The organism is Vibrio sp. 1727 (assembly GCF_033344415.1).
Classification (GTDB): Bacteria; Pseudomonadota; Gammaproteobacteria; order Enterobacterales; family Vibrionaceae; genus Vibrio; species Vibrio alginolyticus.
Map to the genome: position 1 here is coordinate 34,645 of NZ_JAWPOT010000008.1, position 24,946 is coordinate 59,590.

General features: G+C 45.3%; 24 protein-coding genes. 8 read left to right on the forward strand and 16 right to left on the reverse strand.

Annotated elements, in window-relative coordinates:
• Positions 1–2: 2 nt before the first annotated feature.
• Entirely contained in the window at positions 3–548 is a 546-nt protein-coding gene (gene syd, locus R8O10_RS09685; RefSeq protein WP_318191342.1) for a SecY-interacting protein, read from the reverse strand.
• Between the two features lie 108 nt (positions 549–656).
• Here syd and queF point away from each other — a divergent pair, with 108 nt between their 5' ends.
• From queF to xni, 5 genes are all read left to right on the forward strand, one after another.
• Positions 657–1,502 (forward strand): NADPH-dependent 7-cyano-7-deazaguanine reductase QueF, encoded by an 846-nt coding sequence (queF, locus tag R8O10_RS09690; protein WP_318191343.1) that lies wholly within the window; start codon positions 657–659, stop codon positions 1,500–1,502.
• A gap of 164 nt (positions 1,503–1,666) precedes the next feature.
• Positions 1,667–3,949, forward strand: a complete 2,283-nt coding sequence (locus R8O10_RS09695) for a tetratricopeptide repeat protein (RefSeq protein WP_017635678.1) — start codon at positions 1,667–1,669, stop codon at positions 3,947–3,949.
• Between the two features lie 98 nt (positions 3,950–4,047).
• Positions 4,048–5,613 carry a diguanylate cyclase gene (locus R8O10_RS09700; RefSeq protein ID WP_318191344.1) on the forward strand — a complete coding sequence of 522 codons (1,566 nt, stop codon included), beginning with the start codon at positions 4,048–4,050 and terminating at the stop codon, positions 5,611–5,613.
• Between the two features lie 291 nt (positions 5,614–5,904).
• Positions 5,905–7,281, forward strand: a complete 1,377-nt coding sequence (gene ppnN, locus R8O10_RS09705) for a nucleotide 5'-monophosphate nucleosidase PpnN (protein WP_005383611.1) — start codon at positions 5,905–5,907, stop codon at positions 7,279–7,281.
• 58 nt (positions 7,282–7,339) lie between these two features.
• The gene (gene xni, locus R8O10_RS09710; RefSeq protein ID WP_138940417.1) at positions 7,340–8,122 is read left to right on the forward strand and encodes a flap endonuclease Xni; all 783 of its coding nucleotides are present in this window, start codon (positions 7,340–7,342) and stop codon (positions 8,120–8,122) included.
• A gap of 108 nt (positions 8,123–8,230) precedes the next feature.
• On the opposite strand, the gene rlmM is transcribed toward xni, so the two are convergent.
• The 7 genes from rlmM to pomA all read right to left on the reverse strand — a co-directional run bounded on the left by rlmM (position 8,231) and on the right by pomA (position 15,125).
• Entirely contained in the window at positions 8,231–9,322 is a 1,092-nt protein-coding gene (gene rlmM / locus R8O10_RS09715) for a 23S rRNA (cytidine(2498)-2'-O)-methyltransferase RlmM (protein ID WP_017820611.1), read from the reverse strand.
• On the reverse strand, positions 9,319–9,717 hold the full coding sequence (locus R8O10_RS09720) for a DUF423 domain-containing protein (protein ID WP_025768894.1): 399 nt from the start codon (positions 9,715–9,717) through the stop codon (positions 9,319–9,321). The genes rlmM and R8O10_RS09720 overlap by 4 nt, the downstream gene beginning before the upstream one ends.
• A complete protein-coding gene (locus tag R8O10_RS09725) occupies positions 9,707–10,330 on the reverse strand; it encodes an alpha/beta fold hydrolase (protein ID WP_005383614.1) in 624 nt (207 codons plus the stop codon). The genes R8O10_RS09720 and R8O10_RS09725 overlap by 11 nt, the downstream gene beginning before the upstream one ends.
• On the reverse strand, positions 10,311–11,231 hold the full coding sequence (locus R8O10_RS09730; RefSeq protein ID WP_005383616.1) for a transcriptional regulator GcvA: 921 nt from the start codon (positions 11,229–11,231) through the stop codon (positions 10,311–10,313). The genes R8O10_RS09725 and R8O10_RS09730 overlap by 20 nt, the downstream gene beginning before the upstream one ends.
• Positions 11,232–11,741: 510 nt before the next feature.
• The gene (gene thiI / locus R8O10_RS09735) at positions 11,742–13,190 is read right to left on the reverse strand and encodes a tRNA uracil 4-sulfurtransferase ThiI (RefSeq protein WP_213885773.1); all 1,449 of its coding nucleotides are present in this window, start codon (positions 13,188–13,190) and stop codon (positions 11,742–11,744) included.
• Positions 13,191–13,401: 211 nt separating this feature from the next.
• On the reverse strand, positions 13,402–14,349 hold the full coding sequence (locus R8O10_RS09740) for a flagellar motor protein MotB (RefSeq protein ID WP_025768893.1): 948 nt from the start codon (positions 14,347–14,349) through the stop codon (positions 13,402–13,404).
• A 14-nt stretch (positions 14,350–14,363) separates the two neighbouring features.
• The gene (gene pomA / locus R8O10_RS09745) at positions 14,364–15,125 is read right to left on the reverse strand and encodes a flagellar motor protein PomA (protein WP_005381564.1); all 762 of its coding nucleotides are present in this window, start codon (positions 15,123–15,125) and stop codon (positions 14,364–14,366) included.
• A gap of 263 nt (positions 15,126–15,388) precedes the next feature.
• Here pomA and xseB point away from each other — a divergent pair, with 263 nt between their 5' ends.
• The 3 genes from xseB to dxs are packed head-to-tail and all read left to right on the forward strand — an operon-like array spanning position 15,389 to position 18,423.
• Positions 15,389–15,631, forward strand: a complete 243-nt coding sequence (gene xseB / locus R8O10_RS09750) for an exodeoxyribonuclease VII small subunit (protein ID WP_005381566.1) — start codon at positions 15,389–15,391, stop codon at positions 15,629–15,631.
• A 21-nt stretch (positions 15,632–15,652) separates the two neighbouring features.
• A complete protein-coding gene (gene ispA / locus R8O10_RS09755; RefSeq protein ID WP_005383621.1) occupies positions 15,653–16,537 on the forward strand; it encodes a (2E,6E)-farnesyl diphosphate synthase in 885 nt (294 codons plus the stop codon).
• A gap of 20 nt (positions 16,538–16,557) precedes the next feature.
• Positions 16,558–18,423 (forward strand): 1-deoxy-D-xylulose-5-phosphate synthase, encoded by a 1,866-nt coding sequence (gene dxs, locus R8O10_RS09760; RefSeq protein ID WP_318191345.1) that lies wholly within the window; start codon positions 16,558–16,560, stop codon positions 18,421–18,423.
• Between the two features lie 47 nt (positions 18,424–18,470).
• Here the strand turns inward: dxs and pgpA are convergent, their stop codons facing one another.
• The 8 genes from pgpA to nrdR form a co-directional block, all read right to left on the reverse strand.
• Positions 18,471–18,977, reverse strand: a complete 507-nt coding sequence (pgpA, locus tag R8O10_RS09765; protein WP_031780838.1) for a phosphatidylglycerophosphatase A — start codon at positions 18,975–18,977, stop codon at positions 18,471–18,473.
• A 91-nt stretch (positions 18,978–19,068) separates the two neighbouring features.
• Positions 19,069–20,034 (reverse strand): thiamine-phosphate kinase, encoded by a 966-nt coding sequence (gene thiL / locus R8O10_RS09770; protein WP_318191346.1) that lies wholly within the window; start codon positions 20,032–20,034, stop codon positions 19,069–19,071.
• 78 nt (positions 20,035–20,112) lie between these two features.
• On the reverse strand, positions 20,113–20,580 hold the full coding sequence (gene nusB, locus R8O10_RS09775; protein WP_005381571.1) for a transcription antitermination factor NusB: 468 nt from the start codon (positions 20,578–20,580) through the stop codon (positions 20,113–20,115).
• On the reverse strand, positions 20,580–21,050 hold the full coding sequence (gene ribE / locus R8O10_RS09780; RefSeq protein WP_005381572.1) for a 6,7-dimethyl-8-ribityllumazine synthase: 471 nt from the start codon (positions 21,048–21,050) through the stop codon (positions 20,580–20,582). The genes nusB and ribE overlap by 1 nt, the downstream gene beginning before the upstream one ends.
• Positions 21,051–21,219: 169 nt before the next feature.
• Positions 21,220–22,329 carry a bifunctional 3,4-dihydroxy-2-butanone-4-phosphate synthase/GTP cyclohydrolase II gene (gene ribBA / locus R8O10_RS09785; protein WP_005381573.1) on the reverse strand — a complete coding sequence of 370 codons (1,110 nt, stop codon included), beginning with the start codon at positions 22,327–22,329 and terminating at the stop codon, positions 21,220–21,222.
• Between the two features lie 173 nt (positions 22,330–22,502).
• Positions 22,503–23,156 carry a riboflavin synthase gene (locus R8O10_RS09790; RefSeq protein WP_005381574.1) on the reverse strand — a complete coding sequence of 218 codons (654 nt, stop codon included), beginning with the start codon at positions 23,154–23,156 and terminating at the stop codon, positions 22,503–22,505.
• Between the two features lie 8 nt (positions 23,157–23,164).
• Entirely contained in the window at positions 23,165–24,292 is a 1,128-nt protein-coding gene (gene ribD / locus R8O10_RS09795) for a bifunctional diaminohydroxyphosphoribosylaminopyrimidine deaminase/5-amino-6-(5-phosphoribosylamino)uracil reductase RibD (RefSeq protein WP_318191347.1), read from the reverse strand.
• Positions 24,293–24,299: 7 nt separating this feature from the next.
• Positions 24,300–24,749, reverse strand: a complete 450-nt coding sequence (gene nrdR, locus R8O10_RS09800; protein WP_005381578.1) for a transcriptional regulator NrdR — start codon at positions 24,747–24,749, stop codon at positions 24,300–24,302.
• Between the last annotated feature and the right edge of the window lie 197 nt (positions 24,750–24,946).

A 24,946-nucleotide genomic window follows, 5' to 3' on the forward strand; every position in this document is an offset into this window, starting at 1 on the left:
ACTTAGACGGCAGCCTCTAACTTATTCAAGAACTCAACCAATGAATCTGCCAATACATCACGTTTAGAGGTGCCCAAACGCTCTAGAATCACATTGCCAGTGAGGTTACAAATAGAAATCACATCCATTTCCTCATCTGTCGCTGCGATAAATACTGTTGGTTTAAGTTTCAAGCGGCGCTGCGTCACCAAATGACCAAGAATATTTTCTTGTAGGCGCACGAAATCGTCATCGCTCCACACTTGCAGCAGCGTCAACGAATTACCTTGCCAAGTTGCCTCCATATCAGCGCAGTATTGAGAACCATAAAAGGCTTTAACATCATCTTGCAGTGACAACTCAATCGCATTTTCCACATTGGTGAAATCGGCCATTTCATCACGTGCGACCGCTTTCCAAAGCACCTCTCCATCACGCTTCTCTTCGACACAAGGAGAAACAAGCTCTGCAAGCTCTTCACTGCTTGGCAACTCATTGTGCTTAGCTTGCCAAGCTTGTTGGTAGCGCAGGCTGAACTCTTGTAGCGCCTGAGTAACGTTTTGGGTCATGAAGATCTCCTCATTCCTTATTTATCAGATAGCCGTACTTGCCGGATGGCAATTGACCAGCGGATTCAGTAAAATTCTCGCCATTCTAATCGAAAACGACCACAAAGTATGAGCAAATATTCTGACGCTAAAGAGCTTGCTGGCCTAACACTAGGTAAAACGACCGAGTATGCGAACCAGTATGACCCAAGCTTGCTGCAACCAGTCCCTCGCAGCCTGAACCGAGATGACCTCCAGTTAGGCGATACTCTGCCTTTCATGGGGCACGACATTTGGACGCTGTACGAACTGTCTTGGTTAAATAGTAAAGGTTTACCACAAGTGGCCGTTGGCGAAGTATACATTCCAGCCACCAGTGCAAACTTGATTGAATCGAAGTCTTTCAAACTGTACTTAAACAGCTACAACCAAACGCGTTTCGCTACTTGGAAAGAAGTGACTGAGCGTTTAACACAAGACCTGTCTGAATGCGCAGGTGAAAAGGTGCTGGTTGAGGTGAATCCAGTGACCCACTATACCAATCAACCTATTGTGACAATGGACGGTGAATGTATAGATGACCAAGACATTGACATCACCAGTTACGATTTTGATGCCGATTTGCTTGAAGGTGCGGCAGGTGAAGTACAAGTTGAAGAGGTGCTACATAGCCACCTATTGAAATCAAACTGTTTGATCACTAACCAACCCGACTGGGGCAGTGTAGAAATTCGCTACCAAGGCGCAAAAATAGATCGTGAGAAGCTGTTACGTTACTTAGTGTCTTTCCGCGAGCACAATGAGTTCCACGAACAGTGTATAGAGCGTATTTTTACGGATCTAATGAAATACTGCCAACCAAGCAAACTGACCGTATTTGCCCGCTATACGCGCCGTGGTGGCTTGGATATCAACCCTTACCGCTCAACGGAACGAGATAAGCCAGCTCACAATCACCGTATGGCTCGTCAGTAAGCGCATAGGCAACAGAAATAAGTTCGGCAATCTAAAGGGTTGCCGGACGTTTTTATTGTCCAAGCATGTTACTATACCAAATGGCTTCAACCCGCATTTAAACGGCTAATTGAGGCTTTTCGCCGTTATCGCAATATCTAAAAACAGTTCGAGGGAACGAAAGGATGTTTTGGGACAGTTCGCGTCTATTCAAGTTGATTGGCTTTCTTTGCTTGCTGTTTGTACAGCCACTTCATGCAACCATTTTATCGTCCGCGTTACTCAACGAAGCACAACAATTGGCGGAAATAGAGCCATCACAAGCAAAACAAGCGGCAACCAACTATTTGTCACAGCGTGAGCTAACAGAACGCAAAGAAAGTGACAGCCCTTCAGCCATGTCTCGCGACGAAACAGATCGTAGCGTTCGCACACCAAGCAGCACCATCGAAGCGCACAAGATTATCGCTCAGGCAGATTACGCCATGGGTAATGTTCGTTCGGCTATCGAGCACCTAAATAAAGCGGAACGCTTAGCGCAAGAATATCAATTGCCGTACATGGACTTAGATCTACAGCTGATGCGCAACCAAATGATTTGGATGTACGACGAAAACTACTCAAAAGCGGAAGACACACTTAACCAAATTGAACAACAGCTCGATGAAGCCGATGCCGTATTACAACGCACCGACAGCGTTCGCTACCGACTAGTGATGCAAAGAGCACTCCTCGCTTCACATAGTGGCGATATCATTAAAGCGGAAAACTTGTACTCTGAAGCAAAGACCATGCTTGACGATAGCCGCTCTGAGTTAGCCTTGATCGACTACTACACTGCCGTCGGAGAGTTTTACCTCAATAGCAAGAAGTACAATTTGGCTTTGTCAGAACTGCTATACGGTTATTGGCAATCTATTGAAAGTAACAGTGGTGCAAGATTAGCAAAAGTGAATCGCCTTTTGGCTAGGCTCTTCCAGGAGCGACGAGTGTACGACAAAGCGATCGAATACTTATCTCAAGCCGCAGATTTTTATGACTCTTACCCTAGCTCTCCGATCCTAGCGGACGTCCTAGAGCAAATGGGCGACATCTACTTTTATCAGGGTAAGTTTAACCTTGCATTAGTGCATTACTTCAACGTGCTTGACCATGAAAGTACCAGTAAGAACATCAATAGAATCATTAAAATTCGCTTAAGCTTGGCGGCTACCTACCTACAACTCTATAACTACGCGCTAGCAGAGCAGTACTTAGACCGCTCTAAAGAGCTTTTAGAATACACTAATATTCCTAAGCTTGAAGCAAAGGCTGCCCTGCTTCAGTCAGGTCTGGCTTATCATCAAAATGACAGTAAAGACGTCATTACTAATGCAAAGCTGGCGTTAGCGCTTGCTGAAAAGTCACCTGAAAATAACAACTTCATTAAGCAGCAATCATACCGTTTACTTGGGTTAGGTTACGAGCAGGCAGGCGAATACAAACTTTCTCTGCAAGCTTATAAAAAATACACCAACCTCGTTCGTCTAGAACAAAAGCAGCTTAACCAAATCAGTGAAGATGCGTTCCGTCAGCAAAAAGAATTTGCCGAACAAACCATCCATTACATCGGTCAATCAGAACGCTTAGAGCAAGTGGAAAGAGAGCATCGTAAATTCCAAAAAATCTCATTTGCATTGTTTATTACTGTATTGGTCATGTTTTTGTTCATTATGCGCCGCGGTGTCATTATGCAGCGCCAAGCAAGTGAAATCGAAAAACTGCGTAACGACCTCTTCACCCACTCTCGCTCTCGTTTACGTAACTTGCGTATGCTGAACGTTAAGCTGTCTCGCTCATTGAAAAAGTCGAGCGAAACTTTCGAGCAATGGCAAATGGGTGAATTGATCCACGAACCACTTAATGATCGCCTACGCTTTGTTATGATCGATTTGCCATTCTTACGAAGCATGTACGTCCATAACGGCTATAAGGCAGGTCTAGAACTAGAACGTGCATTTGGCGACTTCCTTGCGGAAAAAATAGAAAAACCGTCGCGTCTTTATCATTTCTCAGATGCGAACTTACTCTACATAGAACCGAACGCTGACCGTGATGCTTCTGCCGAAGTCATGTTCGAAAAATTCCAGACTTGGGTGGATGAGTTCGCACAGCAGCACAACGTCAATCGTATTATTCGTATGGGCATCAGCGATTATCCGTTCTTACCCCGAGCCTACACTGCAATTAACGATGAGGAATTACTCGATCTGTTATTGCTTGCTACTCACATCGCACGAGAAGTCAGCTTGAAGGATAAGCAAAGCCACTGGGTGTTCTTAAAAGCCATCGATAATGCGCCTGCTGCTAGCTTTGCAACAGGTAACATAAGAACTGCTTGTCAACATGCCATTAGCCAAGGCCTGATCAAGATCCATTCGTCCTACAAGAATGAGGACGACATCAAGAAAATATTAAAAAATGGATAATTAAACGCCTGTTGAACGTAATAACTAATGACGCTATAAAGTTTTTTGTTATTATCAGATAATTATCAGTAGTACATGGACTTAACCGTAGTCACTTCATGGGAATCTTGGAATCCGATATTCAGTCGCAGCTGCATCAGCTGAGTTGTCAACTTGACCAACTCAGACTGACTCATCGTGATACTTCACTCAAATTCAAACGTGAACAACAAGTTCTTAAACGCGTTGTGGCATCATTGTCTTCAGCTTGCCAGGGTTCGAATACTCAGGTATCCAACTACCTATTTGAAATCCAACAAGAGCTGCAACATCAAAAAGATATCAGCACTCTTATCCCGCGTTTAGCGGTATTAGAGAGGATGCTCAAACAGCAGTCGAAGACGATGGATAAACAGAACGGTTACCTTGACGAACAAATCAAGCACAGTGGTGAAACACTGCAACGTGTCACTGGCTTACCTGCGCAGTTAAAACGTGAACTACGGAACCTGATGAGTTTCTCTGAAGTTCACGCCAGCAATAAAGCTGATCAAGCCACTAAGCTACTGAGTATTTACGAACGCGCTCTGAAAATCATCACGTCTAATTCACGTCTACATCTTAGTGAATTTGAAAACAATCCTGACAGATCTCAACTTGAATGCTTGGCCAGCGACCTTCAACATACTATTACAGAGCTGGATTTCGAGGGAGAATCAGGCGATAGATTGCTGGATATTCGCGCTAAGTTGCTCCTTGGCGTGAGTGCCGAGTCTCTCATTGAGCTTACGCTCTCAACGCTGAAATTGGTTGTCGAAGCAACAAAGTTCGAGCGCGAGGCGTCTAGCCAATTCCTTGATCAGCTGAACACTTCTCTCGCAAGTAACCTAAAAACCGTTCATCAGAACGTCGACCAGCATCATACCTACTTTGAACACCGCCAAGAGCTCAACACAGAAATGAACAGCTTGGTTGAATTAAGCCAAAAGTCACTTAATCAAGCTCAAGATATCGCGGTTGTGAAAAAAGAAATCACGCCTCTTCTCGAAAAAATGGCGTCGCTGACAGAGCGACTGAAAATGACGGAAGAGCGAGAGCAAGCGCTGCAAGAGCGGTTAAGTTACAGTAAGAACCAACTCGAAGCGGTATTTGAAACTACGCAAGATTATCGTCGACGCTTAGATGACCAAGCTCAGCGTATGTTGCTCGACCCGCTGACTAAAGTTTATAACCGCACTGCATTTAACGATCGACTAGAGCTAGAGTATCGCCGTTGGATTCGCTCTCAGAAAAACCTTCGTGTTGTGCTGTTTGATGTAGACAATTTCAAAGCGGTGAATGATAGCTATGGTTATACGGCTGGCGATAAAGCGCTGAAGATCATCGCTCGTACTATTAACAAGCGCGTATCAGAAACGGAAACAGTAGCTCGCTTTGGTGGCGAGGAGTTTATTCTACTCGTCCCGGAACAATCTGAAGAATACACACTGGATCTTATTAAGCATATCCAGCGTGATATTAGCCAATTACCCTTTAAGTTCCGTGAGCAAAATATCATGATTACCTTAGCTGCTGTATCGACGTCTTTCAAAGAGTCCGATACGCCAGAGTATGTGCTCGATCGTCTTGGCAAGATGCTTGCGGACGCTAAAAAACGTGGAACAAACCAGCTTAACTGGAGCTAAGATTCGTACAAAAAGCGAGCAAACAAACCAAATTTGGTGCAATCTTCGCTTTATAACCACCCATTTTCAACGAGTTATCACATTTCTTCCCTTTTAGTCTGCTAAGCTGTAAAAACCCAAGTCACTTCAAGATGATGTATTTATAAAAGGCAAATGTATCATCTTGAGGTTGCTTGGGAGTTGATAACCATAAAACCAAATCGGCCAACTACCTTTCATCAAACCATACGTATAACACCAAAAAGGTAAGTTGGTACTTTCCCTCAAATTAATGCAACACAAGGAGGCGTTATGATTACCCATATAAGCCCCGCTGGTAGCATGGACTTGCTATCTCAACTAGAAGTAGAGCGCTTAAAGAACACAGCCTCGAGTGAACTTTATCAGCTGTACCGTAATTGCACATTAGCGGTGTTGAACTCCGGTAGCCATACCGATAACTCGAAAGAACTGCTCGATAAATACCAATCGTTTGATGTCAACGTCGTGCGTCGTGAGCGTGGTATTAAGCTTGAGCTGACTAATCCGCCAGAGCACGCTTTTGTTGACGGCGAAATAATTAAAGGTATCCAAGAGCATCTGTTCTCCGTATTGCGTGATATCGTTTACGTAAACATGCATTTGGCAGACGCCCAACGGCTCAACCTTACTAACCCAATTCACATTACGAACCTCGTGTTCGGCATTCTTCGTAATGCCAGAGCATTAACTCCAGGTATCGCACCTAATCTTGTCGTATGTTGGGGTGGTCACTCTATCAATGGAGTGGAGTATCAGTACACACGTGAAGTGGGTAACGAACTGGGCCTGCGTGAACTTAACATCTGCACAGGTTGCGGCCCTGGTGCAATGGAAGGGCCGATGAAAGGTGCAGCAATTGGGCACGCAAAGCAACGTTATACTCAGCAACGTTATCTTGGTTTAACCGAACCCTCGATTATTGCTGCCGAGCCACCAAACCCAATAGTAAATGAACTGGTCATCATGCCCGACATCGAAAAGCGCTTGGAAGCCTTCGTCCGTATGGCTCATGGTATCGTTATTTTCCCAGGTGGCCCGGGCACAGCGGAAGAGCTACTGTACATTCTTGGCATCATGATGCACCCGGATAACGCCGATCAGCCAATGCCTATCGTATTAACAGGACCAAAAGAGAGTGAAGAGTACTTCCGCTCTATTGATGAGTTCATTCGCGACACACTTGGTGAGGAAGGGCAAAAGCACTACGAGATCATCATTGACGACCCGGCAGAAGTCGCTCGTATTATGAAACGCTCCATGGACTCGGTACGCCTTCACCGAAAAGAGAAAGGCGATGCGTACAGCTTTAACTGGTCATTGAAAATTGAGCCAAACTTCCAACTGCCATTTGAACCTACTCATGAGTCGATGGAACAATTGGATTTAAGCCTAGATCAAGAACCGCAAGTTTTAGCGGCCAACTTGCGTCAAGCCTTCTCTGGCATAGTGGCAGGTAACGTAAAGGCTGAAGGCATTCGAGAAATAGAACGTAGAGGGCCTTTCACCATTCATGGCGACGCAGTCCTCATGAAAAAACTCGATAAGTTGCTAAAAGACTTTGTCGAACAGCACCGAATGAAATTACCTGGCGGTTCAGACTACGAACCGTGTTATCGAATCGCTCACCCGGAAATTGGTGGTCGATAGTCAGGCTAGCATTCGTTACACTAGGGGCATTACGCCCCTTTTTTATTGCTAAGTCATTATGTCTATTCATCTTGTTATCATTGATGCCCTAAACCTGATCCGCCGAGTGCACTCAGCACAACCAGATCCAACCGACATAGCAAGAACCATAACCACAACGCAAAGAACCCTCACTCGCATTCTGTCAGAGGCCAACCCGACACACATCATCGCAGTTTTTGATCACCACGAACAAGACAGAGGTTGGCGCGCTGAAATTCTCCCTGACTATAAGCAAAACCGAAAACCAATGCCTCTGCCACTACTGCAAGGGTTAGATGCGATTCAACAAGCGTGGTGGGAGCAAGGTATTGATTCATTGCTGTCTGAAGGCGATGAAGCAGATGATTTGGTTGCTACACTCGCAACGAAAGTGGCCAGCCATGGTGAAAAAGTCACCATCGTTTCGACTGACAAAGGTTACTGCCAGCTACTTTCCCCTACCCTACAAATCCGTGATTATTTCCAACATCGTTGGTTAGATGAACCATTTATCGAAAAAGAGTTCGGCGTAAAACCAAGTCAACTAGCGGATTACTGGGGATTGACAGGGATAAGCTCTAGCCAAGTTCCGGGCGTACCTGGAATTGGCCCGAAAGCAGCGAAAGAGATTCTCACTCAGTTTGAGAGTATTGAAGCTGCCTACGCTAGTGAAGATCTCGTACCGAAATACCGTAAAAAATTGGATGAGCACATTGAGTCTGCTCGTTTATGTAAACTCGTCGCCGCTTTAAAGTGCGATATAGAACTAGGCTTTAACTTGCAAGATATTCGCTTTTTAGGGCCAAACAAAGCGGAGTAGTGCCCGATGGTAGTTTCACACCATGAAACACTCAGATATTAAAAAAGCGCCATTTGAAGGCGCTTTTTCTATTCTAATCACTATTCCCAAAAGACTCGGGGAATAAAGTTAGTAAGGTGAAATATTCGACAGACATTGGATATGAATCGTGATTTCTTCACGATCATGATACAAATGTTTAGCTTGTAGCTTGAACTTTACCTTATTATCAATGAGGAACTGCTTCAGATTTTCAAGGTCTTGCAGCACTTCGTCATAACGCCCTTTCATTGGCAGCTTAAGGTTAAAGATGGCCTCTTTTGCCCAACCTTTTAACAGCCACTGTCCCATCAGGTGAGCAACACGAGCTGGCTTTTCCACCATGTCACAAACAATCCATGTTACGTTCTTGCGGTCTGGTTCGAACTTAAAACCATCCACCATATGGTGCTTGATCTGGCCAGTTTCCATCAAACTGTCTGCCATCATGCCGTTATCAACGCAGTGAACGAACATTGAGCGCTTCACTAATTGGTACGTCCAACCGCCTGGACATGCACCTAAATCCACACCCCACATACCTGGTGCCAAACGCTCATCCCACTCTTCACGTGGAATAAAGACATGAAATGCTTCTTCCAGTTTAAGTGTTGAACGACTTGGAGCGTCTGCTGGGAATTTAAGGCGAGGGATACCCATGAAGAACTGTGAGTTGTTGTCAGTGTAAGAGTAACCAACGTAACAGTGGCCAGGCTCAACAAAGCAAATGTGCAGTACTGGTTTTTTCGCGTTATCTTTGTTCAGCATTAAGCCTTTGCCGCGCAACGCTTGACGCATTGGGACGGTAAACTTACGGCAGAATTTCAGTAGCTCTTTCGCTTCATTTGTATCTGGCGTTTCAATTCTCAAATCACCACAACGAGGGAATGCTTCAATGTCTGCTAGTTCATTCAAAATTGGACTAATGCGGTCATCACTTGGCAACGATTGAAACTCAGCTGCTACCGCAAACATTTGTCGAGCAAAAATTAAAGACTTAAAGTCTAAACCTCTCGCAAGTTTGTCGGCATCTCCATCTTGGTAACACTCGAAGACAACATAACCTGAGTTTCTCTTCACACGAGGGAAGCCATACACTTCCAACTGTGTCGCTTTGTCCTGAATTTCACCAGCACACTCTTTCTCAAAGCCAGAACGGCAATAGAGCATTAGTTGTTTCACTTGGAGACCTCTTTGATATTGAACGCAGCAAAAAAGAACAGACACCAACCAATCATGAACAGTAATCCTCCCACAGGAGTAATTGGCCCAAACCACTTAATGCCCGTCAGCGCCAGCGCGTAAAGACTGCCGCTAAAACAAAAGATGCCGATAATAAAGCAAATCGCCGCAATGAAAAAATATTTTTGTGCTTTTTGTCCCAAATTGAGCAGAAGCAGAATGGCACAAAACACAATCGCCAACGTGTGAATAAATTGATACAGAACTCCGGTCTCAAATACACCGAGCAAATAAGGGGCCAGTGTCGCTTTTAGCCCATGAGCAGCAAATGCTCCAAGAGCGACCGAAATCAGCCCAGACAATCCAGAGAATGAGAGTAACCACTTACTTTTCACTGTACACCTCTTTTATAAACGCCGCTAACTGCTCTATCGCGAGTGCAATGTTACCCACTTCAGTATGACCTGAGATCTTGCGCGGTTTGAAGCTGTGGTCACCATCAGGTAAAAAGCTCACCGTTACTTGTGACGAAAGGACGAAATCATCGAATTCCTCACGCTTACCAAAGGTGTCTCGTTCCCCTTGCAGAATCAGCGTAGGTTTCTCAATGGTTGCTAAGTGCTCGCCTTTGTATTTCTCTGGCTTTCCTGGTGGGTGAAATGGAAACCCTAAACAGGCAATGCCCGCCACCAGCTCATTTTCAGCCAACAAGCTCGACATACGACCGCCCATTGACTTACCACCAATAACCACGGGAGAAGAAGTAAAGTGAGCGATCACTTCGCTGTATGCTTCGAGCAACTTTGGCGCGCGATCGGGCGGACGCTTTTTGCCATCTTCCGAACGTTTCACCATGTAAGGGAAATTAAAACGCACTACACGAATACCTTGCTCCACTAATCCTTTGGCGACAGCTGTCATGAAGTCATGCTCCATCCCCGCACCTGCGCCGTGAGCAAAAATAAACAGCGGTCCGTTTTCAGGCCCCTCAGCTATCCAGTGATTCATCCAATACTTCCTCTTGTTCTTTTCTCGCGGTTGCTAACATCCAGTCTCTAAACGTTGCGATTCGGCCCATATCTGCCTGCTGTTCATGACACACCACATAGAATGCATTCTTAGATATCAACACCTCGTCGAATGGTGCAATGAGTCGTCCGGCTTCCATTTCAGGTTTGGCGAGTACGTTGTTACCGAGCGCGACCCCCTGACCGTGCGCAGCAGCCTGTAGCACCATCGTTGAGTGACTAAAAATAGGACCGTGGTTTACGTTGATGCCTTCAATGTTGTAATGACGAGCAAACTGCTTCCAGTCTTTACGCGAAGTATCGTGTAACAAAGTATGTAATTTGAGGTCACTTAAAGATTCTAATGGTTTGTTACCCAAAAGTAATGAAGGTGAACAAAGTGGGATCAAAAACTCTTGGTACAATTTATCTGCTCGCAAACCTGGCCAGTTCCCACGGCCATAGTAGATCGCCACATCAACATCATCAGTCAGTGAGCCTTCATCCATATCTACGGCTTTAATACGTACATCGATATCGGGCTCTTGAGCATTAAAATCGGCCAAACGAGGTACAAGCCATTGGATAGCAAAACTCGGCGGTAGGCTAATCGTCAATGCCCCTTTTTCGCTACGTTCCAACACCTTATCTGTCGCTTCCGCAATCGAGGTGAAAATATCTTTGATATCGAGAAAGTAACTTTGGCCTTCTTCTGTTAACAACAAAGAACGATTACGTCGACGGAAGAGCTTCAATGATAAGAACTCTTCAAGCGCTTTAATCTGGTGACTGACCGCGGCTTGAGTAACAAATAACTCTTCTGCTGCTCGTGTAAAACTGAGATGACGAGCAGCCGCTTCGAAGACTCGAAGCGAATTTAATGGAGGCAATCTGCGAGACATATGGGACCTCTAATAGGATTAGTTTTTTTAATCTGAAACATTATAAAATGTCCGTTGTCGAACAGCCAGATAAATTCTATATTTCACCCCGCAACACGGGCCTGAACGGCTTGATTTCTTTGGAAATCAATTGGCTTCGTTGTTGCGATGTTGTGTTTGCAAACTCGTATTTCGAGTTAGGTAGATTTCTACCATAATGTTTTGTCCACACTCCCTGTGACAAAACATATACTTCCTGTATTTATTTTTGACCTGTCTGTCAAATTTGTTACACCGCCTAAATTAGGCGGTGTTTTTTTATCTATCAAAAATCTCATCCGCATATCTGGCAGCAATATCACTTTATTACTCTTCTTTCGGATTAATTATCGTTATATCAACACAAAGTGTATGGCTTTGCGATAAGCCTCAACATTATGCTAAGTAATGGTTGTCTGTAACGCGATCAAAAACAAAAAAGGCGCAAATTGATGTCTCAATTTGCGCCTTTTAACGTATTTTATCAGTCAGCTATGGACGGTAAACTTTTACGTTGCTGAAGCCTTGCTCTTGCAAGTAAAGCGCTTGCAGACGGCTCATCACACCGCGGTCACAGTAAAGTAAGTATGTCTTAGACTGGTCTAAGTCACCAAACTGTGTACCCAGCTTGTAGAAAGGGATATGTTTCACATCCACACCTTCGATTTCAAGTGGGTTATCGTCTTCCTCTTCAGGACTACGAATATCTAGCACAACCGCGTGCTCTTCTACCGCTTGAACTTGCTCTACTTCTGGTGCGGCTTGCTCAGACTCTTTCGCGATATCACGAATGTCCATCATGCGAGCTTCTTGAACCACTTGCTCAAGGATACTAAAGTCGAATTTCTCTTCTTCAGCTTCTAGCTTGCCTTTCACCGCTTTCACGGTTGGCTTCTTAGAGATAACACCACAGTATTCTGGCATTGTCTTGGCGAAATCTTCTGTGCCGATTTCACGTGCTAGATTGATGATGTCTTCTTTATCCCAGTTGATAAGTGGACGCAGAATCAGCGTGTCAGTTACGTTATCGATGTGGCGTAGATTGGTTAGCGTTTGGCTCGATACTTGACCTAGTGCTTCACCTGTTACCAATGCTTCGATCTTCATCTTCTGAGCGATCATGCCTGCTGCACGCATAAACATACGCTTCAAGATCACGCCCATTTGGCCGTCATCGACTTTCTCTAGGATTTCCGCAACCACAGGCTCGAAATCAACTGAGATAAAACGTACTTTTGCTGAAGAACCGTATTTGTTCCATAGGTAGTGAGAAACCTGCTTAACGCCGATTTCGTGTGCTGGACCACCTAAGTTAAAGAAGCAGTAATGTACTTTTGAACCACGCTTGATATGAAGATAGCTTGAAACACCAGAATCGAAACCACCCGAGATCAGGCTTAACACGTCTTCTTGCGTACCCAGAGGGAAACCACCTAGGCCTTTATGACGAGACAATACTTGGTTTAGCTTGTCGTTCGAGACTTCTACCTTGATCGTCATGTCTGGGTTTCGTAGCTTAACACTAGCGCTTTCAATCGCTTGATTTAAACCACCGCCTACATAACGCTCTAATTCAATGGAGGTAAAGTCATGCTTGCCACGACGCTTCGCACGTACAACAAAGGTTTTATTTTCGAGTGCAGCACGGTTGAGTTCTAGCACTTGCTCGAAAATATCGTGCAAGTCTTTAAATTCAGTTTGCTTCACTTCCAGTACGTGGTGAATGCCTGGTGTATGAGTCAAAACCTCAAGAACTTCAGCGTGGAATTCGTTACTCTCAGAGGTCACTTCAATGTGATCACGACGGTTAAATACCGCGACAGACTCCGTGCGGCTCTTAATGATGTTACGAATGTTGCACTCTAAAATCTTTGTGAAGCGCTTACGCACAGATTCACTTTTTACAAAAATTTCTGGATGGGGCTTTACAATAAATTTCATAGTCTAATTCGCAGGTTAGTTTCGCAATCAACAAAGAGTGACACTCAACTTCAATACTTCATACGCAGTAAAACCGCGTTTCAGTCACAAAAAGTAGTCTGAGCTCACTTTTAAGGCGCAAGATTATACACCCAAGCGGATTGGAAAAACAAAAAAAGCGAGCAATCTGCTCGCTTTCTTGTCTCTTTACTGACTTAAAACTAAAGCCTAGTTATTGAATTACCGGCACTTCTTCACTGTAGAGAGGCTCGCCTTGCATAATGCTGATTTCAACCCGTCGGTTAAGTGCGCGATTGTCATCAGAATCATTCGGTAACAAGGGCTCCGTATCCGCCATGCCTCGTACTCTTAAACGTTGATGAGAGAAGCCTCTCACTTTCTCCATCTCTTGCGCGACTGATACTGCGCGCTGAGAAGAGAGATCCCAGTTAGAACGATAAAGTTCCGAATCTAGCGGTCGATTGTCTGTATGGCCAGATACTCGAACAATGCCTGGCACATCTTTTACTAGCTCTGCAATCTGACGAACTAAAGGGCGAAACTTAGGCTGCAAGAAGGCCGAACCTTCTGGGAATGCACCTTTTTCACGCATACGTATAACAATCTGCTGACCGAGGTTTTCAACTTCAATGGCGCCTTGTTCAATCTCTCGCTCTAAGGCTTTCTTGATGCTTTCCATCAAGGTTTCCATCTCTTGCGACATCTCTTTAGATTGCTGTTGCTGCATGTCCGCTTCGGCAGATTCATTGTTTTGAGTTGACGTTTCTGGCGATTGCCCACCCGTTAACTTGCCTTCATCACGTTTTGTGCCACCAGCTCGATCAGACTCCGCTTCATGAAATTCGAGCGTCTGCTGAGTGATGTCCATGGTTTGCTGCATGATGACATCAATCGGAGTTGGTTCCGGCCGACCCGGTCGAAACTCTTGGGCAATAATGCTAGTACCTTTGGGAATGTCTTTCACTTCAAGCTGATTTTGCACACCGAAGGCAAATTTCATTGATCCTGCAATTTGTTTGAACTTCAGTACATCCATCTCAGAAAACGAGAGTAGAAGAACAAAGAAACACATCAGTAGCGACATTAAGTCCGCGAATGTCCCCATCCATAACGGGAGACCGGGTGGCGGACAATCGCATTTGTTATCTTCATCATCCATCACTACTCTCCAAGTTACTCGTCAATCTCAAGGGCACGTTTACCTTCATTGAGGTAGTTCTTCAAGTAACTATCGATCACTCGCGGGTTTTGGCCATCTTGAATCGCTAATACGCCATCCATGATCAAACGGCGATTTAGCGTTTCTTGGTCACGGCGAAGAGAAAGCTTATCCGCAATAGGGAAAAACACCATATTGGACAGGATCGCGCCATACAATGTGGTCAAGAGTGCAACGGCCATTGCTGGTCCAATCGCTTTAGGGTCATCCATGTTTGAAAGCATCGCAACAAGACCAACCAAGGTGCCAATCATTCCCATCGCAGGAGCAACGTCGCCAAAGGCGCGAAATACGCCAGTACCTTGCGTATGTCGTTCATCCGTAAGCGCGATGTCTTTTTTGAGTGCCGCTCTCACAACGTCGGCATCATGGCCATCAACCAGTAGATCAATGCCTTTCTGCATGAATGTGTTGTTTATTTCCATCTCTTCAAGAGCAAGAAAACCACCTTTACGCGCCGCATCGGCCATTTCCACAATTTTTGCGATCAGGTCTTCGGGTTCATCCGCTTTAAACATGAAGGCTTTGCCAGCAATCTTTGTCGCACCAAAAAACTGTCCCATTGTGAACTTCATCAACACGACGAATATTGAGCCGCCAACGACAATAAGGATCGACGTGACATCGACAAACATGCCGATGCTGCCACCAAGCACCATCGCCATAATGACGAATGCAAAACCACCAATCAAACCTAATAGGGTTGCTAAATCCACAAAGCACTCCTCACGCTATACTCAAATACTGCCATTGGGCGGATTATTACCTGTATCGACAACTCGCGCAGAATTTTTAGAAAAATCTTAGCTAATGGATCACAAATTACACTTAACAACCTCAACCAAAATATGGGGTTTCATCGCTTAGACTCGTTGAACGCTAATTTTGTGACAATTATATAAGGTTAAATTTGACCAAGTTACTAGGCTAAGGTAACTTTCGTGCATCTTACCCGAGGCTTGATTAAGGCAGAAAAAAGATGGCGGTCAAGAAACCAGAAAACATGACCTTTGAAGCAACCATTGAAGAGCTTGATAGCTTGGTTGATCAATTAGAAAATGGCGATCTTGCTCTAGATGATGCCCTGCGTAAGTTTGAACGAGGCATTGCCTTAGCTCGTGCAGGCCAAACTAAATTAAGCGACGCCGAACAGCGCGTGAGCATTCTTCTTAGTGAAGATGATGAAGCACCACTGAGTGACTTCAAACCAGATTCAGAATAACAATCAGTAGTGAGCAATGTGATGCAACAGACATTGACGTCTTTTCAACAAAGAAACAATCAGCAATTGAATTTGTGGCTCGATCAGCTTCCATATCAAGAGCAGCCATTGATTCAAGCAATGAAATACGGCCTTTTGCTAGGTGGGAAACGCGTTCGCCCTTTTCTTGTTTACATCACAGGTCAAATGCTCGGCTGTAAACCTGAAGACTTAGACACCCCCGCCGCTGCTATCGAATGTATACATGCCTACTCACTCATTCATGATGATCTGCCAGCCATGGACGATGATGAACTGCGTCGAGGTCAACCAACTTGTCATATTAAGTTTGATGAAGCAACCGCAATACTGACAGGTGATGCACTACAAACCCTTGCCTTCACTATTATTGCTGATGGTCAATTAAGCCCGGCGGCAGAAGCTCAACGCATCAACATGATCAAAGCCTTAGCGCATTCTTCTGGTGCCAGCGGCATGTGTGTAGGGCAAGCCTTAGATTTAGGCGCGGAAAATCGCCAAGTTTCTCTTGAAGAAATGGAAGAGATACACCGTAAAAAAACCGGAGCTCTGATTGATTGTGCGGTAAAATTAGGTGCATTAGCTGCTGGTGAGAAAGGTATCGAGGTTCTACCTCACTTGGAGCGCTACTCAAAAGCAATTGGTTTGGCGTTTCAGGTTCAAGACGATATTCTTGATATCATCAGTGACACAGAAACACTGGGTAAGCCTCAAGGTTCCGACCAAGGTCTGAATAAGAGCACTTATCCTTCCCTGCTGGGTTTAGAGGGAGCCATAGAGAAAGCTCACACTCTGTTACAGGAAGCACTTCAAGCATTGGAAGCTATCCCATACAATACTCAGTTACTCGAAGAGTTCGCCCGATATGTCATCGAGCGCAAAAATTAACACTATAAGCGCGCATTTATATGACTCTTGATATTTCAAAGTACCCAACACTGGCGTTAGCAAATACACCGAAAGAATTACGTCTTCTTCCGAAAGAAACATTACCAAATCTGTGTGATGAACTGCGAACGTATCTGCTAAATTCAGTGAGCCAATCTAGCGGACACTTAGCGTCTGGCTTAGGCACCGTAGAGCTAACTGTCGCTCTGCATTATGTTTACAACACCCCTATCGACAAATTGATCTGGGATGTTGGTCATCAGGCTTACCCGCACAAAATCCTCACCGGACGTCGCGATAAAATGCCAACAATTCGCCAAAAGGATGGTCTACACCCTTTCCCTTGGCGTGAAGAAAGTGAATATGACACCTTATCTGTCGGCCACTCTTCGACATCGATTAGTGCAGGTCTTGGCATGGCCATCAGCGCACAAAAAGAAGGTAAAGGTCGCAAAATCGTAAGTGTGATTGGTGATGGCGCAATTACAGCAGGCATGGCATTCGAAGCCATGAACCACGCTGGCGACGTTCATCCTGATATGTTGGTGATTTTGAACGACAACGAAATGTCGATTTCAGAAAACGTCGGCGCCCTGAATAACCACCTTGCAAAGGTACTTTCTGGTAGCTTATACACTTCTATCCGTGAAGGCGGCAAGAAAGTGCTGTCTGGTGTTCCACCTATTAAAGAGTTGGTTCGCCGTACGGAAGAGCACCTAAAAGGCATGGTAGTGCCTGGTACTCTATTCGAAGAATTCGGCTTTAATTACATTGGCCCGATTGATGGGCACGACGTCAATGAACTCGTCAAAACGCTAAAAAACATGCGTGAGCTCAAAGGGCCTCAGTTCTTACACATCATGACCAAGAAAGGCAAAGGTTATGAGCCTGCCGAGAAAGATCCTATCGGCTACCATGGTGTTCCTAAATTCGATCCAACGCATAACTGTCTACCGAAAAGCAGTGGCGGTAAGCCAACTTACTCAAAGATCTTTGGTGACTTTTTATGTGACATGGCGGCCCAAGATCCTAAGCTAATGGCAATTACGCCAGCAATGCGCGAAGGATCAGGTATGGTGCGTTTCTCAAAAGAGTACCCAGACCAATACTTTGATGTGGCGATTGCTGAGCAGCACGCAGTGACACTGGCAACAGGCATGGCAATTGCGGGCGATCATCCAATCGTTGCTATCTATTCGACTTTCTTGCAACGTGGTTATGACCAATTGATCCACGACATCGCGATCATGGACTTACCAGTGATGTTTGCGATCGACCGCGCAGGTCTCGTTGGCGCAGATGGTCAAACTCACCAAGGTGCGTTCGATTTGAGCTTTATGCGCTGTATTCCGAACATGGTGATCATGGCGCCAAGCGACGAAAACGAGTGCCGACAAATGCTTTACACTGGCCATAAACATGCTGGCCCGAGTGCGGTTCGATACCCTCGTGGTAGCGGCATGGGCGTAGAAATCGAAACTGAGTTTACAGCGTTAGAAATCGGTAAAGGGCGCATGGTTCGCCAAGGTGAAAAAGTTGCTATTCTGAACTTTGGTACTTTCTTGGGTAACGCGCTAGAAGCGGCAGAATACCTTAACGCCACTGTTGCTGATATGCGCTTTGTGAAGCCGCTCGATGAAGCATTAATTCGTCAATTAGCCGCAGATCATGACGTGCTCGTGACGTTAGAAGAAAATGTTATCGCGGGTGGTGCTGGTGCTGGTGTCGTTGAGTTCATGATGAAAGATAAAATCATTAAACCTGTGTTGAACCTAGGTTTACCAGATGAGTTTATTCATCAGGGAACACAAGATGAACTGCATGAAGAGCTTGGTCTCGATGCAAAAGGAATTGAAAAATCCATCTTGGATTATTTAGCAAAATAGAATGTAAAAAGGGATGCTCATAGCATCCCTTTTTTTACGGTCAACGTTTAATTCATCCAGCCCGCATATTTTGCGACTAGAAACAGGGCAACACCGGCCATAACTCCCGCCACGATATCATCAACCATAATACCCAGCCCACCGTGAACTCGCTTATCTAGCCACCCAATTGGCCAAGGTTTTACCATATCGAAAAAACGAAACAAGATGAAGCCAGTGATCAACCACTTCCATTCAGTGAGTGGAATATTCAACGCAGGTACAATGCTCATCGTAATCCAAAAGCCCGCAAACTCATCCCATACGATTGAACCATGATCATGCACCTTCATGTCTGCAGACGTCACTTGGCATATTTGAATGCCGATCACACACGAAATCAGAACAACAATGACATACGCCGTAAATGGTAATTGTGCCAACAACAAAAAGAAAGGCACGGCCGCCAGTGTGCCCATTGTTCCAGGGATAAACGGGGATAATCCACTGCCAAAACCCGTCGCCAATAGATGCCACGGGTTCTTTAATGAAATCAGAGAAAGAGGGTTGGTCATATCCTTAAACCTATACTGCTAGTTTGGTTTCAATCGTCATGCCTGCGAGTTACTCAATAGTAACAGGCTCTTGGCTAGAGCTTAGCTCAGATCATTTAAAGTGGTCGAAGCCACTTAAGTCCCAATCAAGTGGTTGATTGTTATCATGCAGCTCGAAGGTTCCATTTGGTCGGATTTGACCAATACATGTGACCTTACAGCCAGTATGAGATAAAGCGCTTTGTAACGAGCCTCGATTTTGCTCCGGCACGGTAAAACACAACTCGTATTCTTCGCCACTTGCTAAAGCATACTGCTGCACGCTGATCTTATCATCTAAAAACTGGACTAATTCTGAAGAGATCGGTAGCTGAGAGACATCAATACTAACCCCAACCTGAGATCGCTGTAAAATGTGCTTAATATCAGAGATTAAACCATCTGAAATATCTATCGCCGACGAGGCTAAGCCAACAAGAGCTTGTCCAGCAAGCACACGCGGAGAACTAAGATAATGAGCTCGCTCTAGTGCTTCCGCGCCGGCTCTGCTGCGCAGAGAGTCATCTAGAATCACATCCAAGCCAGCTTTTGCATCGCCAAGGTTTCCCGTTACATATACCCAATCCCCAGGCTTGGCTCCGGAACGTGTGAGAGCTTTACCTTCAGGAACAAAACCTTGCACCGTTAGAGTCAGACACAATGGCCCTTTGGTGGTATCACCGCCTATTAACTGAATACCATAGTAATCAGCCAGTTCGAAAAATGCATCACAGAAAGGTGCAAGCCATTCTTCATCTGGCTCAGGCATCGTTAATGCGAAGCTCACCCACGCAGGCGTTGCGCCCATCGCAGCCAAATCACTGATGTTAGAAGCCAATGCTTTGTGTGCGACCCATGCTGGGTTCGCGTCGGCTAAGAAATGCGTTCCAGCTACCAATGTATCCGTGCTAATCGCAATCTGAACATTAGCTGGCGCTTTGACCAAAGCGCAATCATCACCAGCGGCTAGATGGACATCTTTACGTTGGCTCTGACGACCGACGAAATACTTGTCTATCAGATTAAATTCACCAGACATAATTCACTTACTTTTTGATGTAAAAGCTTTTGATACAAAAAAGGTCAGCATGTGCTGACCTTTTCATTGAAGAAATCGTTATTTCTTACGAATGTGAGGTGCTGCTTTATCAAGTACACCATTCACAAACTTGTGGCTATCTTCTGCTGCAAAAACTTTTGCAAGTTCAATCGCTTCATTGATAACAACTTTGTAAGGAACATCTTCGCGACGAGTCATCTCGTACATAGCAAGGCGAAGAAGAGCAAGTTCCATCATATCTAAATCCTGCATAGGACGAGAGATGTATGGACGAATTTTGCTATCTAGCTCAGCGTGGCTAAGTACAACACCGCTTAATAGTTCACGGAAGTAAGCTACGTCTGTCTCTGGAGCAGCAAGCGCTGGCTCAGATGCATGAAGTTCTTCTTCATCGTATTTGTCGCCAGACAAAAACTGTTCTTCAATCTTGGCAACATTCTCTTTAGTAATTTGCCATGAGTAGATCGCCTGTAGAGCGAATTGACGTGCGTTACGACGTGCGGCTGGTTTCACACTGGCCCCCATTAGGAATCAATTTCAGATAGTACATTAATCATTTCAAGTGCGCTTAGTGCAGCCTCTGCACCTTTATTACCAGCCTTGGTTCCTGCGCGTTCAATCGCTTGATCGATCGTATCAACAGTCAAAACACCAAATGCTACTGGAATGCTGAATTCCATAGACACTTGTGCTAGACCTTTGTTCATTTCACTACAAACATAGTCAAAGTGAGGCGTTCCACCGCGAATAACAGACCCTAGAGAAACAATAGCGTCGAATTTGCCAGTTTTAGCAACACGCTGAGCTACTAGAGGTAGTTCTACGGCACCTGGACAACGCACAACCGTGATGTTGTCTTCGCTTACTTGTCCGTGACGCTTTAGTGTATCGATCGCACCAGAAAGTAGGCTTTCGTTAATAAAACTGTTGAAACGAGAAATAACGATAGCAATTTTTGCATTTGGCGCTGGGAAGCCACCCTCGATCACTTTCATAAGCTTTCCTTTAACTCTATTTATAAGTGAAATATGTTCATCAAGTGAGAATCGCCGGATTCTAGCACAAATTTGTGAGCAATATCTAATGGAAATTGGAGGCAAATCACCGGTTCCTAGCCATTGACGAGTTAAGCACGTCAAAGACTAGGAACTTATTGTTCGGTTGTTACTCGCAGACGTACTCAACAACGTTCAGACCAAAACCACCTAACGCGTGGTACTTTTTGTTGGTCGATGACAGAAGGCGCATATCATGTACACCGAGATCCGCAAGAATCTGTGAACCAACGCCAACACGGCGAGACGTGCCTTGTTTTTTAGCAAGCGTTGGGGCTTCACCTTTGTCTTGCGCTTCGAACATCTTCACGCGATGAATAAGTAGATCGGTCGATTCTTCATGGCCAAGAACAACCAGCACACCGCCTTCTTCACCAATGCGTTTCATTGCCTTATCTAGTGTCCAGCTGCGCTCTGCATTACGATCGCTACGTAGTAAGTCGGTAAAAACGTCTTGAAGATGAACGCGAACCAGTGGCGCTTTTTCTTTCAAATCGCCCTTGCACATTGCGTAGTGCACTTGGTTATCAATGGTGTCTTTGTACGTGACTAACGTGAACTCGCCAAACTCTGTCGGTAACTTGCACTCTGCCACACGTTCAATCGTTGTCTCAGTGTTATTGCGGTACTCAATTAGGTCGGCAATAGTGCCCAATTTAATACCGTGCTTCTCTGCAAAGATCTCTAGATCTGGGCGACGAGCCATGGTGCCGTCGTCATTTAAGATCTCAACAATCACCGATGCTGGCTCTAAACCAGCAAGACGAGCCAAATCACAGCCAGCTTCAGTGTGACCTGCGCGAGTCAGTACACCGCCGTCTTGAGCTGCGAGAGGGAAGATGTGACCAGGCTGCACCAAATCCGCAGCTTTAGCGTTTGGCGCGACTGCTGCTTGAACGGTACGTGCGCGATCTGCGGCTGAAATACCCGTCGTTACCCCTTCTGCTGCCTCAATCGAAACAGTAAAGTTGGTGGTGTATTGCGCATTATTGTCTTGCACCATTGGTGGCAGACCTAGACTTTCGCAACGATCTTTGGTCATGGTTAAACAAATCAGGCCACGGCCATAGGTTGCCATAAAGTTGATGGCTTCCGGCGTAATATGCTCGGCAGCCATGATCAAGTCACCTTCATTCTCGCGGTCTTCATCATCCATTAGGATGACCATTTTGCCTGCGCGAATATCATCAATAATTTCTTGTGGCGTACTGATTGGCATAGTCTGTTATCCCGTTATTCTAAATTTGTTATTGCGACAGCAATGAAAAATTACGTTGCAGTGAATGCTAGTTAGGTCAATAGTTTGAGCTTTGCATTAAGCAAGTCAATGAATCTCGCGGTGTTCTGTGAGTCTGCTCTTTATCGCATGCCTCACGCAGCCACTCCCAAGACTTATGCAAAACCGTTTTGCTGTAAAAAGTCCATCGTGATACGAGACTCGGCCTTATCTTCTTGTTGTCCTTGCAGTAAACGCTCCATATAACGCGCAAGTACATCAACTTCCAAGTTGACTTTGCGCCCCACTTGAAACTGGTCAATCGTAGTTTCTTCACTCGTATGAGGAACGATCGTCAGCTTAAAAGCATTTTTACGTAAGTCGTTGACGGTTAGGCTAATACCATCAACAGTAATCGAGCCTTTCTCTGCAACGTACTTGCTAATTTCCGCAGGCATTGCAACCCAAAACTCTATCGCACGGCCAACTGAATTGCGTTCGACAATTTCACCAACCCCATCGACATGGCCAGAAACGATATGTCCACCCAATCGCGTTGTTGGCAACATGGCTTTTTCTAGATTCACCTTATCGCCTACTTGGTATTCAGCAAACCCCGTTTTCTTCAAGGTTTCTAATGACAGATCAGCACTGTAATAGTGGCTTCCGAAGTCAACTACCGTTAAGCAAACACCATTGGTCGCAATGCTATCGCCTAACTTAACGTCTGACATATCAAGCGTACCCGTTTCAACCGTGACGGTGATGTCTTCGCCCTTCGGCGTAATCGCAGCTAACTTGCCAACTGCTTCTACTATTCCTGTAAACATACTATTTCTTATCTAATTTCATTACGTTTTATGGTGGCGGTGATGCGAATGTCTACCCCAACCATACGAACGTCTGTAATGTTTAAATCTATGACGTCAGCCATAGCGCTTAACCCTAAAGCACCGATAAGCCCCCGACCATCGCTGCCCATGAGTTTTGGCGCAAGGTAAACAATGAGCTCATCTACAAGATTAGCCTTTATCATCGCACTCGCTAGCGTAGCTCCAGCTTCAACCCATAAGTGATTGATATGGTGCTCATCCGAGATACGTTTTAATGTCGTTGATAAGTCAATTTGGTCAGCGCTGTCCAATAGAGGGATACAGTCTCCATCAGAGCGAACAATAACTCGCTCTCCATCGGTATGGAACAGCTTGAGCGCATCAGTTAAACGGTTCTGACGATCTAAGATTACACGTACTGGTTGACGAAGCTCTTCTTGTAAATACTGCGCTTGAACACTATTAGGTAAGTCATCCCAGCGCACGTTGAGTGATGCATTATCATCAATCACCGTTTTGCTAGTAGAAAGAATGCCACCACTCATTGCTCGATAACGCTGCACATCTTGGCGGGCCGTTGGGGAGGTGATCCATTGGCTCTGACCATTATTGAGTGCGCTTTGCCCATCCAAACTGGCCGCCATTTTTAATTGAACAAACGGCATGCCTGTACGCATGTACTTTATAAAACCAGGGTTAAGGGCAAGGGCATCTTGCTCTAACAAGCCGATTTGAACTTCAATTCCGGCATCACGTAACATCTGGATGCCGCGACCTGCAACTTTCGGGTTTGGGTCTACCATGGCGCAAACCACACGTGCCACTTTCGCTTTAATCAGCTCTTCGGCACATGGCGGTGTACGGCCGTAATGAGAGCAAGGTTCTAGCGTCACATAAGCGGTTGCACCAACTGCTTTTTCACCCGCCATGCGCATCGCGTGCACTTCGGCATGCGGCTCACCAGCACGATGGTGATAGCCTTCACCGACAATTTCTTCATCACGAACGATGACACACCCTACATTTGGATTAGGGGCGGTGGTATAAATGCCACGTTTCGCTAACTTAATAGCTCGTGACATCATGGCGAAATCTAAATCAGAAAACGCGCTTTCAGGAGTGTGTTGAGTCATGAGCTACTCAGTCTTCTAGGCGGGCAATCTCTTCGCCAAACTCGCGAATATCTTCAAAGCTGCGGTAAACGGAAGCGAAACGAATGTAAGCCACCTTATCGAGCTCTTTGAGCTGGTCCATGACTAAATTACCAATCATTTCACTCGGAACCTCTCGCTCACCCGTCGCACGCAGTTGTGATTTGATCATACTGATCGCTAACTCTATAGAATCGGCACTCACTGGGCGTTTCTCTAAAGCGCGTTGAATACCGCCAACCATTTTATCTTCATCAAATGGTTCACGGTTGCCATTCGATTTGATCACTTTAGGCATCACTAACTCTGCGCTTTCAAACGTAGTGAAACGCTCGCTACACGCCAAGCACTGACGGCGACGTCGAACTTGATGGCCATCAGCCACTAAGCGGGAATCAATAACTTTGGTATCGTTCTCGGAACAAAAAGGACAATGCATATCACCTCCATATCTATACCAAAATAACCTCATGAGCAATCACGGATAACCACGCGTTCATGGTTATACGGACTCTATTAAAGCTATTTGGGTATAACGCTTTCAAACCGAAATAAAAGCTCATGTAGTGTAGCGGAATTGGTATGTTAGACAAAACAAAAAGGGGCGCAAAGGCCCCTTTTTCACTCAAGATCTCG